Below are 16,263 nucleotides of genomic sequence, written 5' to 3'. Positions count from 1 at the left end.
GATTCAAGAATAGGTTATATAGCACTCGCCATTACTATTAAAACATTCTCACTCCTCTCACAATTAGTCACAACAAAAATTTAGTTTCTGTACATAGTTTTCCCAGTTGATATAATCTCACAATTAATATCTAATTATGTAGAATATTGTAAAATTATGTACAAGTTTTTAACTTCTGTAGTTAGCCATGGGGAAATATTTCATGAGATTTCAAATTTATTTGATAATTATAATTTTGATCATTTTTTTTAGTATCTATAGGTACAGAAAAAAAAATCGTAAAATCTCAATGACTTGATGTCAATAAAACTTAGCTAACTTATAAAATAAAAATTAAAGATTATTTATAATAATTTTGTCGGCATTTACTGAGCAATTATGCTCAAACAGCAGTCAGCTATCGCCTATTAGATTCATAGTCTTTAAAGGAGGAATTAGCATTAAGATATTTCCCATAATCAGAAGTCAGAAGTGAAATTTCTATGTCAACTAATTACTGTTAATTGATAACAGAAAAAGGGGTTGACAAAAAAATTGACATGACATTGTAAGTATAATAGAAGAAATGTACTATGTAAAAGTATTAGGTATCAGATATCAAGTGTCAGGTTAAAAAACTAATCAAATGATCTAATCTACTTTTCATTCTGTGAAGCTCCAAAAAAAACTACAGGTCTTCCCCTTGCATCCCCCTCAAAACCATGATATTGTGTAATTAATGGGGGTAACTTGCCCCTAAACATGACTTTTTATTCAAATAGAATAAATTTTAAACAGGGCTTTCCTCGGCTAAGTTTTGGCTAACTCAAAACTTCTGATTTTAGATGAAGCGATCGCTCATCAAAAAAAACACCATAAATTGGTAAAACACCCATTTTTTTTATCTAAACCAAGAATTCATCTGGGGATGATTAATCTACTTTTGCATTCTGTGAAGCTCCAAAAAAACTACAGATATTTCTCTTGCATCCGCCTCAAAGCCATGGTATTATGTAATTAATGGGGATAACTTGCCCATAGACATGACTTTTTATTCAAATAGAATAAATTTTAAACTGGGCTTTCCTCGGCTAAGTTTTGGCTAACTCAAAACTTCTGATTTTAGATGAAGCGATCGCTCATCAAAAAAAACACCATAAATTGGTAAAACACCCATTTTTTTTATCTAAACCAAGAATTCATCTGGGGATGATTAATCTACTTTTGCATTCTGTGAAGCTCCAAAAAAACTACAGATATTTCTCTTGCATCCCCCTTAAAGCCATGGTATTATGTAATTAATGGGGATAACTTGCCCATAGACATGACTTTTTATTCAAATAGAATAAATTTTAAACTGGGCTTTCCTCGGCTAAGTTTTGGCTAACTCAAAACTTCTGATTTTAGATGAAGCGATCGCTCATCAAAAAAAACACCATAAATTGGTAAAACACCCATTTTTTTTTATCTAAACCAAGAATTCATCTGGGGATGATTAATCTACTTTTGCATTCTGTGAAGCTCCAAAAAACTACAGATATTTCTCTTGCATCCCCCTCAAAGCCATGGTATTATGTAATTAATGGGGATAACTTGCCCATAGACATGACTTTTTATTCAAATAGAATAAATTTTAAACTGGGCTTTCCTCGGCTAAGTTTTGGCTAACTCAAAACTTCTGATTTTAGATGAAGCGATCGCTCATCAAAAAAAACACCATAAATTGGTAAAACACCCATTTTTTTTATCTAAACCAAGAATTCATCTGGGGATGATTAATCTACTTTTGCATTCTGTGAAGCTCCAAAAAACTACAGATATTTCTCTTGCATCCCCCTCAAAGCCATGGTATTATGTAATTAATGGGGATAACTTGCCCATAGACATGACTTTTTATTCAAGTCTGCAAAAACAGCAAAATTGGAAAAACAGTATAAAGATTGAATTAAAGAGAATTTGCAGGAGAAACCTCATAAAAAATCAAACATATTTAGAATAATGATATTAGCTAAAAATCTAGGATATTGTAACCCTAGAAAAGTCAAATCATTATTCTGGTTCAACCACTTCATTCACAGGGAAACGATCAATCAACTGCATAGCACGATGAGCATTCCGTCGTAAAGCATCCGACAAACAAGGCACATGAGGAATCTGAGACAAAAAATCCAAAGTCCGACGTAACATCCGGACAACATCACCCTCATCAAGACTTGCATTGTTTACTAGCTCCTCCCATTCCACTCCCAAAGCCCACTGTTCAACCAAAGCAATCAAATCCCGCTCCAACCAGACAGGCAAAGCCACCTGATGCCGATGCTGCACCTGAAATAACTGATGTCGTAAATTGCGCAAACTTGCCATTGCCTCCTTCACCTCAACAGACAACTCATAACGAGTCCAACTATCAGGTCTAGTAATCTCTGTCACCAGACCAGCACAAGCAGTAGCCAAATGGTGTGGGTCAAGTTCGTCAAAAGATCCAGACATCAAGACCAAACCAAGCCATAATTCATTATCACCCCGAATTGCCGCACAAGCTTGACCAACCTCAGTCGGCTCGACCCCATGGAGACAGCCAAAATATTGCAAAATTTCAATTAGATGGAGAAACTCTTGCCAGTGACGTGCTAACTTATCCTCCAACTCTCTCTGGCGATCCTCTATTTCAGCCCTCAACATTTCTACCCGTCGCCAACCCTTGATCAGAGTACGAGGGTTCCCCCACTCCTTCAGAGGGTGTGCCTCAGCTTCTGCTTCACATATTGCCAGTTTCTGCATTTGTGCTAAAACTTCTGGAGGATCTACCGGAAGCGGTACCGCTGGAATTTGTTGAGCCAAAACCAGAGAAATTTCATCTCCCTTGCGACATTGACCTAAACGAGAACCCATCTCTTCAGGGACTTCCATGTAGTCCACAGCAGCCAACCGAGGGAAGTCCGCCTGCAAAGTCATTACATCCATTGCTCCTACTATATACCATCGATTATCCTTACCCAAACACAAGGAATAAGAAGACTGACCAGAACCAGGAACTTTTGCTACTAACACGGCTGGAATAGGTTCTGCAGTAGACTTTTTCGCAGTAGGAACATGCTTTCCTTTCAAACTAAGCACAGTTCCCAAAATTGCAAAAGACAAAGACAAAGACATTTCCCTAATTCGAGTTTCCTCTGCCTGCCTTTGCAAAATCCTCAGTAGTCGTTTCTCCTCTTTGACTTTTCCCCGTAACTTTTCATAACTAGCCAGTAGTTGTTCAAGATTAATCCAATCATTATCTTCATAAATTCCCAGTTTATTTTCTAGAGCTTTCAACTCCTTTTCCTTGAGTTCAATTTCTTTTCTCTCTGGCAATAAAGATAGGGTAGACAAATACTGACCAAAACTACGTTCTACTAAATCTTTTGCCTCCTGCAAAGTATGAGTTTGTAGTAAATTCAGCACCATACCATAGCTAGGAGTAAACTGGCTCACCAGGGGGTCAGCTCCTGAAGTTGCCAAATAAGCTGCCTCTTTGACCCCCTCAAACCTAGTTTGTACAGTTACAACATAACCTTGAATATCCATCCCTCGTCGTCCTGCCCTACCTGCCATTTGCAGAAATTCTGATGGTTTTAGGAGTCGGTGCCCATCATCTGTGCGTTTTGAGAGACTGGAGATAACAGTTGTACGAGCTGGCATGTTTATTCCTGCAGCCAAGGTTTCGGTAGCAAATACTACTTTGATTAAACCTTGCTGAAATAATTCCTCAACTAATCCTTTCCAGACTGGTAACATTCCGGCATGGTGAGCTGCTATTCCTCTAGTGAGAGGTTCTAACTGTTGAGATTTCCCTAGATCTGGGTTGCGCTGGAGAAATTTCTGAACTAGTTTTTGTAGTTTAGCCGCTTCTTCTGGGTTCACTAAGGTGAGATTGCTCAGTTGTGCTATTTCTGCTACAGCACGAGCGCATCCTCTACGGCTGAATATGAAGTAGATGGCTGGTAACATATCTCGCTCTTGGAGCTGAGATAATACTGTTGATAGGGCTGGTTCTTCTTTTTTATCTTTTTTGTCTGTTTTTGGTTGTCTACTTTTAGGCTTAAGTTGAGGATTGATTCTTTTTTGATTACTATTGAGTAAAGAAAATAAGCCTTTACTATTGGAGAAATTAAATTTCAGAGGGACTGGTCGAAAATCAGAGTAAATTAATTCCGTCGGCCCATGTACTCTGAGAATCCAGTCTGTGAGTTGATCGCTATTAGCTACTGTAGCGGAGAGGGCTAATAGTTGGATTTCTGGCGGGCAGTAAATTATTGATTCTTCCCAGACCGTGCCTCGCTGGCGATCATTCATGTAGTGGCATTCGTCTAAAACTACTGCTTCTACTTTTTCTAAGGATGCGCCTACTTCTCCAATGTGAGTACCATAGAGCATATTGCGGAATATTTCTGTAGTCATCACTAGAACTGATGCTTCCCGGTTGACGGATGTATCTCCTGTCACTAAGCCCACTTTTTCTGGCCCAAATAATTTGCGGAAGTCCCGCAATTTCTGGTTTGATAGGGCTTTGAGAGGTGTGGTATAGAATACTCGTTGTCCACGACTTAAGGCCCGGTAAATGGCATATTCTCCAATTAGGGTTTTGCCTGAACCTGTGGGGGCACAAACGACTACTGATTTTCCAGCGTTTAGGGCAGCGATCGCTTGTTTCTGGAATTCATCTAATTGAAATGGAAATAAGGTCTTCAGAGCCAGCTCTTGGCTGTTCTGGGTTGAGTATGACACTAAAATTTATTTTCTTGACTTTACAAAGGTTATATTATACAATCTTTCTCCCTTTCTGTTTTTGATCAGGAAGAGGTATAGACTTTATGCTTTTATTTTAACTGTATTTTTCAAAGGTTTAAGATTTGAGCGGACTAATACTATTTCAGAGAAGTTAACTTTCCTTTAGTGGGAGTCCCCTGTTCATGTATTAAGATTTGTTTTGCTTAAGGCTTTGATCCCCCTCAATAATGAAAATTATTTTACATATAAAGTATATATATTATAGTTTATTACTATTTACAATATTCTTTTTCATATTTGGTATAACTCATAAGTTTTGCCATGAAAGATCTGACTAATTTTCATACTAAAATTATATCAAATCTGCTTAGTTTGACAGGGTATTTTTTTTAGTTACAGCTATTGCTAAATAAGGGATAAATTTGGTAGCTATACTTATAGTTTTGAGTGTTGACTGAATTAAAAAATAAGGATAATATTTTAGTCATCAGTTTTTTTTTACTTACTGCCAAGGCAAGTTGTATTAAATAGGGTCAATATTGAAAAATGAAAAGTGCTTATCCTATAAATAATCATAAATTAGTAGGAAACTGGGAACAGGAAGTAGGCTTTTGGAAAGTTTCAGCTCCTCTACAACTATTTAATTCTGAACCAGAACTTAGGACTTCTTTTTCTACTAATAACAATTCAAGAAAACTGTGGGGAGTTAATCCTATTACAGATATATAGCAATCCCATATTGGTCGCAACAGATATAATAGTAAGAATAACAGATCTAAGAAAAAGACAAAAAATGAATATTATAGATAAACTAAATGATTTTATTAATCAAACAAAAGAGTCTAAAGAAATTAAAAGGGCCTTGGCCGTAAAAATGACCTTGTCAGGAAAATCCTACCATGAAGTCAAAGAATTATTAAATGTTTCTCACAGTTTTATTAGTGAATGGAAAAACCAAGCATTATTTCATGGTGTAGAAAGTTTAAGGCTTCAGTATCAAGGGAGACAAGGTTACTTAAAAACGGTCGAAAAAGAGAAAACAATTGAGTGGTTGAGAGCACAAGATTATCTTAGGTTATCAGATTTAAAAAACTACTTACAGGAGCAATATGATGTGGTTTTTGAGTCTAATCAAAGTTACTATAACTTGTTTAAAGAAGCGGGCATAAGTTGGAAAAAAACTCAAAAAAAGAATCCTGCTAAAAATGATGAATTAGTAGAAGTTAAAAGAAAAGAAATACAGGAATTTTTAGCTAAATGGCAACCAGAAATAGAAACTGGAAAGCTTACAGTGTTTATGATTGATGAATGTCATCTTCTATGGGGAGACATATTAGGTTATGCTTGGGGAAAAACAGATGAAAGAATAGAAATTGCAATTAAAAATGAAAAAGAAAGACAGACTTATTATGGAGCTTTAGACTATAAAACCAAGGAATTTCTTGTGCAAGAATATGAGAGTGGAAATACTAAAAATACTATTGAATTTATTAAATATTTGCAGAAGCAAAGACCGGGCAACAAATTGGCAATATTTTGGGATGGGGCAACTTACCATAACTCTCAAGAATTTCGAGAATATTTAATGACAATTAATCAATACTTATCAGAAGAAGAATTGTTGATAAATTGTACAAGATTTGCTCCCAATGCTCCGGAGCAAAATCCTGTTGAAGATATTTGGTTACAAACCAAAAATTTCAGTATTACTTTTTATCATCTTTGCAGTTCTTTTAAAGTAGTTAAGTGGCTATTTAAGTTTTTTGCGGATGGTCAAATATTCAATTTCCCAAAACTTTTTCAGTATGAAATTTTGCCGCAACCTACTTAGGATTGCTATAGTTTTTATAGATTCTCAAGTAGAAGACTATGAGAGTTTAGTGAATGGAGCTTTGTCTGGGGTCAAGGTGGTTATTCTCAACTCAATAGAAGATGGTGTTGAGCAAATTACTAAGGTTATAGGCAAGTATCTTCATCTTTCATCTGTTCATATTGTTTCCCATGGAAGGCCCGGCTGTTTATTTTTGGGTAATGGCCAATTAAGTCTTGATAATATTAATAATAGTTATACTTCTGACTTGGAAGGTTGGTCAGTTAGTAATCTTTTGCTCTATGGTTGTAATGTGGCTGCAGGAGATGGGGGTAGGGAGTTTTTGGAGAGGTTGCACGGACTGACGGGGGCAAATATTGCGGCAACGGCGGGGTTAACTGGTAGTTTGGCTTTGGGTGGTGACTGGGAGTTGGAGGTTAATGCTGGTAATGTTGATTTGAGATTGCCGTTTCGAGAGGATGCGATCGCGACTTATAGTCATGTTTTGTCGGATAACACTAAAGACACAGCCAAAAGTATGGGGAATTTGGGCCCCATTCAAATTTTTGAAGATTGGGTTGGTAGTAGCGATCGCTATGATTATTATCAATTTAATTTGCTGCAAAATAGCATCGTTAACTTTAATCTTTCTGGGTTAGATGAGGCAGCTTACATTGATATTTATGACCAGAATAATGAATCATTAAGAAGCCAATATTTTTCTGGTCAAGATACAGATGAACCTCTGAATTTTAATCTTAACTCAGGGACTTATTATGCCAGAATCTCAAATTCTTCCGGTTGGTATAGTGTGACAAATACTCCTTATCAATTAGAAGCTTCTGCTATAGAAATTGCCGATAGGGCTGGTGATACCGAGGAAGATCCAAAAGATATTGGTAATCTGAATGAAGAACAGACTATTACAGATTGGGTTGGAGATATAGATAACTACGACTATTATCAATTTAACCTTCAAGAAAATAGCATCGTTAACTTTAATCTGTCTGGGTTAGATGAGGCAGCTTACATTGATATTTATGACCAGAATAATCAATCATTAAAAAGCCAATATTTTTCTGGTCAAGATACAGATGAACCTCTGAATTTTAATCTTAACTCAGGGACTTATTATGCCAGAATCTCAAATTCTTCCGGTTGGTATAGTGTGACAAATACTCCTTATCAATTAGAAGCTTCTGCTACGGAAATTGCCGACGGGGTTGGTGATACCGAGGAAGATGCAAAAGATATTGGTAATCTGAATGAAGAGCAGATTTTTACAGATTGGGTTGGAGATATAGATAACTACGACTATTATCAATTTAACCTTCAAGAAAATAGCATCGTTAACTTTAATCTGTCTGGGTTAGATGAGGCAGCTTACATTGATATTTATGACCAGAATAATCAATCATTAAAAAGCCAATATTTTTCTGGTCAAGATACAGATGAACCTCTGAATTTTAATCTTAACTCAGGGACTTATTATGCCAGAATCTCAAATTCTTCCGGTTGGTATAGTGTGACAAATACTCCTTATCAATTAGAAGCTTCTGCTACAGAAATTGCCGATAGGGCTGGTGATACCGAGGAAAATGCAAAAGATATTGGTAATCTGAATGAAGAGCAGACTTTTACAGATTGGGTTGGAGATATAGATAACTATGACTATTATCAATTTAACCTTCAAGAAAATAGCATCGTTAACTTTAATCTGTCTGGGTTAGATGAGGCAGCTTACATTGATATTTATGACCAGAATAATCAATCATTAAAAAGCCAATATTTTTCTGGTGAAGATACAGATGAACCTCTGAATTTTAATCTTAACTCAGGAACTTATTATGCCAGAATCTCAAATTCTTCCGGTTGGTATAGTCAGACAAATACTCCTTATCAATTAGAAGCTTCTGCTACAAAAATTGCCGACGGGGTTGGTGATACCGAGGAAAATGCAAAAGATATTGGTAATCTGAATGAAGAGCAGACTTTTACAGATTGGGTTGGAGATATAGATAACTATGACTATTATCAATTTAACCTTCAAGAAAATAGCATCGTTAACTTTAATCTGTCTGGGTTAGATGAGGCAGCTTACATTGATATTTATGACCAGAATAATCAATCATTAAAAAGCCAATATTTTTCTGGTGAAGATACAGATGAACCTCTGAATTTTAATCTTAACTCAGGAACTTATTATGCCAGAATCTCAAATTCTTCCGGTTGGTATAGTCAGACAAATACTCCTTATCAATTAGAAGCTTCTGCTACAAAAATTGCCGACGGGGTTGGTGATACCGAGGAAAATGCAAAAGATATTGGTAATCTGAATGAAGAGCAGACTTTTACAGATTGGGTTGGAGATATAGATAACTACGACTATTATCAATTTAAACTTCAAGAAAATAGCATCGTTAACTTTAATCTGTCTGGGTTAGATGAGGCAGCTTACATTGATATTTATGACCAGAATAATCAATCATTAAAAAGCCAATATTTTTCTGGTGAAGATACAGATGAACCTCTGAATTTTAATCTCAACTCAGGGACTTATTATGCCAGAATCTCAAATTCTTCCGGTTGGTATAGTCAGACTAATACTCCTTATCAATTAGAAGCTTCTGCTACAGAAATTGCCGATAGGGCTGGTGATACCGAGGAAGATGCAAAAAAGGTTGGTAATCTTAATCAAAAGCTAACTATTACAGATTGGGTTGGGGATATCGACAACTACGACTACTATCAATTTAGTCTTCAAGAAAATAGTATCGTTAACTTTAATCTTTCTGGGTTAGATGAGGCAGCTTACATTCATATTTATGACCAGAATAATCAATCATTAAAAAGTGAATATTTTTCTGGTGAAGATACAGATGAACCTCTGAATTTTAATCTCAACTCAGGGACTTATTATGCCAGAATCTCAAATTCTTCCGGTTGGTATAGTCAGACTAATACTCCTTATGAATTAGAAATGTCTGCAGTATCTATTGCAGATAATTCAGGTAATACGATAGGAGAAGCAAAAGATGTTGGTATTCTTAAAGGCAATAAAACTTTTCAAGATTGGGTAGGAGATATTGATAGGTACGATTATTATCAATTTGAGTTGAAGGAAGATAGCAGAATTAATTTCCATCTTTCTGGTTTAGATGATGCAGCTTACATTCATCTTTATAACCAGAATAATGAATCATTAAGAAGCGAATATTTTTCTGGTCAAGATACAGATGAACCTATGAATTTTAACCTGGACTCAGGGACCTATTATGCCAGAATTTCAAATTCTTCCGGTTGGTATAGTCAAACTAATACTCCCTACAATCTAGAAATGTCTGCTGTGGAAATAGTAGATAAAGCTGGGAACTCTTTCAACACTGCCCGGGACTTAAATATTCTTGTTGGCAACCACAGTTTTAATGACTTCCTCAGCGATATTGATACTTTTGATTACTATCGTTTTGAACTTAATAAAGACAGCAGTTTTGAGTTAGAAATAGAAAATTTAGACAGAAATGCTGGAGTAATTTTATATGATAATCATGGTCAAGTTATTAAATCTGTAACTGCCACTTCTTGGAATGGTGCGTCTTTTAATCAGGGGTTAGAAGCGGGTGATTATTTCGTGCGGGTGGCCAACTTTGGGGACGATAATTTCTACACTCTCAACCTGGAGGCAACTCCTAATGAAGAAGAGTTGCCTTTAAAAATTTCTGACATTACTCCTGAAACTGGCAGTAATAGTGGTGAAACTACTATTAGTTTACAGGGTTCGTCTTTTTCCTTGGCAAGTCAAGTTAGTTTGGTTGGTAATGGCTCGTCTACAAATGCTGATGAGATAGTCTGGCAGAATGAACGTAACTTACAGGCGACTTTTGATTTGGGAGGTCTCCCACCTGGTAAATATCAGGTTAAAGTTACAGATGAGGGGGAAACTGCGACTGCTCAAGAAACTTTTAGTGTAAATGAGGTACCCCAAGGAGAATTAACTATTAATTTAAATGTACCAGAACGTGTGCGTCCTTGGTGGCAAGGAGATGTGGTTATTCACTACACTAATGATACTGATAGTAATTTTCCTGCTCCTTTACTTAATTTGGTGGCAGAGGGGGCTGAATTACAAGACCCATTTACAGGGGAATGGACTGATGAACCTGTACAATTTTTGGCTATTAATAGTCAGGGGGTGGCAGGGGTTTTGCCTCCTGGGGCGAAGGATAGTTTTAATATCCTGGTGAAACCAACTGTGGGTGTTGGAGAACAAATTAATTTTACTGTTAATGCGGTGACTCCTGATGAGGAGGTTGACTGGAATAGTTTTAAGGAAAGGTTACGTCCTGATAATGTGCCTGACTCTGCGTGGGATGAGGTTTGGAATAATTTTGTGGCTTCTATTGGGAACACTGCCGCAGACTATGAAAGAGTTTTGGCAGAAAATGCGACGACTCTGAGCAAGTTGGGGGAATATACTAATGATGCTGGTCGCTTACTGGGTTTTGAGTTGCAGCAGGCGAGTAATAATCAGGATATTGTCGTTCGCTATCGTTTGGGTTCCCTTGGTCGTGGTCAGACTTTCTTTGGGGATATTCGAGCGGTGCTTGATGAGGATGGCAATGTTGCTATTGAAAATGGCCCTAGTCGTCTGGTTTTTGAGTCCCAGGATGATGGTAGTTTTGCTAGTCCCCCTAATATAACTATGGTTCTGACTAAGGTGGAAGATGTTTATCAGCTCCGACAGAGTGATGGTACTATTATTAGATTCCGGTCTAATGGTCGTCTGGACTATCTGGAGAATACTAATGGCGATCGCCTCCAAACAACTTACACTAATGGCCACCTCACCAGTTGGGAGAATAGTAATGGGGAGAAAACGGATTTTGTTTACAATAGTCAAGGTCGAATTATTCGGACAACTGACAGTAGTGGATGGGTGACAAATTATGGTTATGATGGTACTGGTGAGAAGTTGTTGAGTGTGACCACACCGGATGGAACGGTTAGCTATACTTACAATGATAGTTTTGCTATTACTTCTGTGACTGATATTGATGGTACGAAAAGTCTGTTTAAGTATGACGGACAGGGGCGGTTGATAGAAGAAAGTTGGGGTGATGGCAGCGAGAAGGTTGAGTATACTTATCGGGATGATGGTAGTGTACAGGTGAGGGATGCTAATGGTGCCACTACTAATATGCTGTTGAATGACCGGGGTCAAGTTGGGCAAATGACTGATGCTCTGGGGCGACAAACACAGATGCGTTATGACCAGAATGGCAATTTGAGTCAGGTTGTTGCTCCTGATGGTAGTGTGACTGGTTTTATTTATTGTGGCTGTGGTAGTCTTCTCGCTCAGACGGGAGCTGATGGGAATACTACTAATTTTGAATATGAACCGAATTTTAATCAGTTGTCCGTGGTGACGGATGCTAAGGATAATCAGCTTAAGTATAGTTATGATGACCGGGGGAATGCCACGGATATTATTTATGCTGATGGGAGTCGCGATCGCTTTAAGTATGACAGTGAAGGAAATCTGATTTTGACTACTAACCGTCGAGAAGGACAGGTTGGTTATAGTTATGATGATGTAGACCGTCTGATTCACAAGCAGTTTGGTAATGGTGATTCATTAAATTATGAGTATGATGACCGTGGTAATTTGATTAAGGTTACTGATGAGTCTGGGGAAACTGTGATGGTTTATGATGATGCAGACCGTCTGACTAAGATTACTTATCCTACGGAGCGGTGGTTGGAATTTACTTATGAAAATAATCGTCGCAGCAGTATGGTTGATGATTCTGGGGGGATAGTTAAGTATGGTTATGATGGTGTGGGTCGTTTACGGAAGTTGACTGATGGGGAGAATGAGTTAATTGTTCAATACAGTTATGATAATATCGGGCGTTTGGCAAAGGAGGAAAATGGTAATGGTACTGCTACTGTTTATGAATATGATGATGTGGGGCAGTTGGTTAAGTTAACTAATTTTGATGCGGATAATCAGGTTAATTCTCAGTTTGAATACAGCTATGATGATTTGGGGCGGCGCAGTACAGCGAAAACTTTGGATGGTGATTGGGAATATGGTTATGATGCTGTGGGGCAGTTGATTTCTGCTAAGTTTGATTCTAGTAATTCGGAAATTCCTGACCAGAATTTAAGTTACACTTACGATGCTGTGGGTAATCGTATTTCGACTAAGGTTAATGGTCAGAATACTGATTACGAGACTAATAATCTCAACCAGTATGGTCAGGTGGGTGATATTGAGTATGAATATGATGCCGATGGGAATTTAATTGAGAAGACTGAGGGGGGTAATGTTTGGCAATATGAATATAATGTGGAAAATCGTTTGGTGAAGGTGGTTGAACCTGATGGTATTGAGACTGAGTATGAATATGATGTTTTGGGTAATCGCATTGCAACGGTTTATGATGGCAACCGCACGGAATATTTGGTAGACCCTTTTGGTTTTGGGAATGTGGTCGGTGAGTTTCAAGATGGAGATTTGGTGGCTCGTTATGTCCATGGTTTGGGTTTGGTGAGTCGGGTTGATAGTGATGGTGAGGGGAATTTTTATGATTTTAATGCTATTGGTTCGACGGTGGGTTTGAGTGATGGTCAGGGAGATTATGTGAATCGTTATCATTATGCGCCTTTTGGTAAGGATGTGTTTGAGCAGGAGCAGGTGGCGAATCAGTTTGAGTTTGTGGGGCAGTTTGGGGTGATGGAGGAGGCTAATGGTCTTGATTTTATGCGGGCAAGGTTTTATGATGGGGAGACTGGGCGGTTTGTTTCTATGGACCCTATTGGGTTGAATGGGGGGGATGAGAATTTGTATCGGTATGTTGGAAATGGTCCGGTAGATTATATTGATCCGGAGGGATTGAAAAGTAAAGATAAAAATGATTCCATAAAACGGATGATAGAGCGTGCAAAAAAGCTAAGAGAAAGAGAAAAAAAGTATTTGGGAAATGGTGGAAAATCTGGGTTACTTACTAGGGGTGCTGCTATTGATATGGTTAATGACAAGAACTTGAAAGACAGCGAAAGGGGAAAGAGAGCAAAAGATTTAGATTTTGACTCTGCAGACAAAAGGGCAGGAACAGGAGCAGAATTTTTGTCTGATGCTACAGGTATTTTTGCTCCTACAACACCAATAGGTACCCCTGGCTACATAATTGGACTATGTATAACTGGTGCTTGCAATACAGTCGAGCGACAAGAACTACCAATAGGAGGAGCGGTGGATCCCAACGACATAATAGGCCCTGCAGGAGTAGGGGAGGAAAACTGGCTCACATCCCCACAAACCCTCCCCTACACCATCCGCTTTGAAAACGACGCCGAAAAAGCAGACGCCCCCGCAGTCTTCGTCACCGTCACCCAACAACTAGACAGCGACCTAGACTGGAACAGCTTTGAACTAGGCAACTTTGGCTTCGGGGACATCAACATCGAAATCCCCCCTGGCTATCAAAACTACACCGAAAGAATAGACCTGACAGAAACCATCGGCTATTTCGTAGACTTCAACGCGGAAATGAACGCCGAAACCGGAGCAGTCAAATACACCCTAGAAACCATCGACCCGGAAACCGGAGAATATCCCACAGACTTCGACGCCGGGTTCCTACCACCCAACGTCAACCCACCCGAAGGAGATGGTTTTATATCCTACACCATCAGTCCCGGGCAGGATGTTCAGACGGGGGATGTCATCGACGCGGAAGCCAGCATAGTATTCGACACCAACGACCCCATAGCAACCCCCCCCGTATTCAACACCATTGATATTACAGCACCCACCAGCAAAGTAGAGGAACTCCCAGAAACGACATCCGGTGCAGAAATCGAAGTTACCTGGACAGGAGAAGACCAAGGCAGTGGTGTAGCAACCTATGATATATACGTCTCGGAAAACGGAGGTGACTTTGAATTATGGTTAGACGACACCACAGAAACCTCAGCCACTTACACGGGAGAAATTGACAAAACCTACGCCTTCTACAGCGTAGCCACAGACAAGGTCGGTCAAGTAGAAACAACAACAGCTCAAGCTCAAGCAACGACAAAAGTTAAAGAGAGCAACAAAGCTCCCACAGCTCTGGAGCTTGACAAAGAAACCATTGACGAAAACGTAGCAGCCAATAGTGTAGTTGGAACATTTTCCACAACCGACCCCGACCCTGGAGACACCTTTACTTATGCATTAGTAGCAGGAGAGGGAGATACAGATAACCAAACCTTCACCATTGAAGGTAACCAACTGAAAATCAATAGTTCTCCAGATTTTGAAACTAAGCCTACTTATAATATCCGAGTTCAGACTACTGATAGAAACGTAGCCAGCTATCAAGAACAGTTGACCATTAATGTTAACGATATTAATGAAGCTCCCACTGACCTCGACCTTGGCAACAAAAATATTGACGAAAACGTAGCACCTAACAGCGTAGTTGGTGAATTTTACACCGTCGACCCCGACTCAGGAGATAGCTTTACTTATGAATTAGTAACAGGTGAGGGAGATAAAGATAACCAAGCCTTCACTATTGAGGCTGACCAACTAAGAATCAATGATTCCCCAGACTATGAAAGTCAGTCTAGTTATAATATCCGAGTTCAAACTACTGATAGAAACGTAGCCAGCTATCAAGAACAGTTGACCATTAATGTTAACGATATCGACGAAAGTGAACCAGTCCAGTTTGATTTCAATGCTGATGGAGTGGCAGACATTCTCTGGCGTCATAAAAGTCATAAAAATGGACCAAACAGGATTTGGCTGATGAATGATGACGGTACACGTAATCAAACAGTTAACCCCGGAAGTTTTGGTTCAGCTTGGGATGTAGCCGGAGTAGCAGATTTCAATACTGATGGAGTGGCAGACATTCTCTGGCGTCATCAAAGTCATAAAAATGGACCAAACAGGATTTGGCTGATGAATGATGACGGCACACGTAATCAAACAGTTAACCCCGGAAATTTCCATTCAGCTTGGGATGTAGCCGGAGTAGCAGATTTCAATACTGATGGAGTAGATGACATTCTCTGGCGTCATCAAAGTCATAAAAATGGACCAAACAGGATTTGGTTGATGAATGATGACGGTACACGTAATCAAACAGTTAACCCCGGAAGTTTTCGTTCAGCTTGGGATGTAGCCGGAGTAGCAGATTTCAATGCCGATGGAGTGGATGACATTCTCTGGCGTCATCAAAGTCATAACAATGGACAAAACAGGATTTGGTTGATGAATGATGACGGTACACGTAATCAAACAGTTCACCCCGGAATCCTTGGTTTAGCTTGGGATGTAGCCGGAGTAGCAGATTTCAATGCCGATGGAGTGGATGACATTCTCTGGCGTCATCAAAGTCATAACAATGGACAAAACAGGATTTGGTTGATGAATGATGACGGTACACGTAATCAAACAGTTCACCCCGGAATCCTTGGTTTAGCTTGGGATGTAGCCGGAGTAGCAGATTTCAATACTGATGGAGTGGCAGACATTCACTGGCGTGATCAAAGTGGAGCTAACAGGATTTGGTTGATGAATGATGACGGCACACCTAATCAAACAGTTAACCCCGGAGGTTTTGGCTCAGCTTGGGACGTAGCGGGAATGTAATTTATTGAATAGACATCTCTGGAAACATTGAATCCGAAGGTACAGCAACTTT

7 protein-coding genes are annotated in these 16,263 nt (G+C 38.8%); 6 read left to right on the top strand and 1 reads right to left on the bottom strand.

The window, feature by feature from the left end; genetic code table 11:
* Positions 1-796: 796 nt before the first annotated feature.
* The 3 genes from TERY_RS33360 to TERY_RS16610 all read left to right on the top strand — a co-directional run bounded on the left by TERY_RS33360 (position 797) and on the right by TERY_RS16610 (position 1,978).
* The gene (locus TERY_RS33360) at positions 797-1,000 is read left to right on the top strand and encodes a hypothetical protein (protein WP_155994464.1); all 204 of its coding nucleotides are present in this window, start codon (positions 797-799) and stop codon (positions 998-1,000) included.
* A gap of 77 nt (positions 1,001-1,077) precedes the next feature.
* Positions 1,078-1,281 (top strand): hypothetical protein, encoded by a 204-nt coding sequence (locus TERY_RS35250; protein WP_196797090.1) that lies wholly within the window; start codon positions 1,078-1,080, stop codon positions 1,279-1,281.
* 358 nt (positions 1,282-1,639) lie between these two features.
* Positions 1,640-1,978 (top strand): hypothetical protein, encoded by a 339-nt coding sequence (locus TERY_RS16610; RefSeq protein ID WP_044136878.1) that lies wholly within the window; start codon positions 1,640-1,642, stop codon positions 1,976-1,978.
* 50 nt (positions 1,979-2,028) lie between these two features.
* Here the strand turns inward: TERY_RS16610 and TERY_RS16605 are convergent, their stop codons facing one another.
* A complete protein-coding gene (locus TERY_RS16605) occupies positions 2,029-4,746 on the bottom strand; it encodes a DEAD/DEAH box helicase (RefSeq protein ID WP_011612895.1) in 2,718 nt (905 codons plus the stop codon).
* Between the two features lie 549 nt (positions 4,747-5,295).
* Here TERY_RS16605 and TERY_RS16600 point away from each other — a divergent pair.
* The 3 genes from TERY_RS16600 (at position 5,296) to TERY_RS16590 (ending at position 16,211) form a co-directional block, all read left to right on the top strand.
* Complete coding sequence (locus TERY_RS16600; RefSeq protein ID WP_044136877.1) at positions 5,296-5,478, top strand: hypothetical protein; 183 nt, start codon at positions 5,296-5,298, stop codon at positions 5,476-5,478.
* A gap of 64 nt (positions 5,479-5,542) precedes the next feature.
* Positions 5,543-6,580: an IS630 family transposase gene (locus TERY_RS16595; protein ID WP_011610772.1), complete on the top strand. Its 1,038-nt coding sequence runs from the start codon at positions 5,543-5,545 to the stop codon at positions 6,578-6,580.
* Positions 6,555-16,211: a DUF4347 domain-containing protein gene (locus tag TERY_RS16590; RefSeq protein ID WP_044136876.1), complete on the top strand. Its 9,657-nt coding sequence runs from the start codon at positions 6,555-6,557 to the stop codon at positions 16,209-16,211. The genes TERY_RS16595 and TERY_RS16590 overlap by 26 nt, the downstream gene beginning before the upstream one ends.
* The last annotated feature ends 52 nt before the right edge of the window (positions 16,212-16,263 follow it).

Origin of the sequence: Trichodesmium erythraeum IMS101 (assembly GCF_000014265.1) — a bacterium.
Classification (GTDB): domain Bacteria; phylum Cyanobacteriota; class Cyanobacteriia; order Cyanobacteriales; family Microcoleaceae; genus Trichodesmium; species Trichodesmium erythraeum.
Note: the sequence above shows the minus strand (reverse complement) of the source record. Positions and strands in the feature narration are given on the sequence as shown.

Bases quoted from the DNA above. Each gene is read 5' to 3' on its own strand.
- TERY_RS16595 (WP_011610772.1), top strand. From the start codon at position 5,543: ATGAATATTATAGATAAACTAAATGATTTTATTAATCAAACAAAAGAG.
- TERY_RS16600 (WP_044136877.1), top strand. From the start codon at position 5,296: ATGAAAAGTGCTTATCCTATAAATAATCATAAATTAGTAGGAAACTGG.
- TERY_RS16590 (WP_044136876.1), top strand. From the start codon at position 6,555: ATGAAATTTTGCCGCAACCTACTTAGGATTGCTATAGTTTTTATAGAT.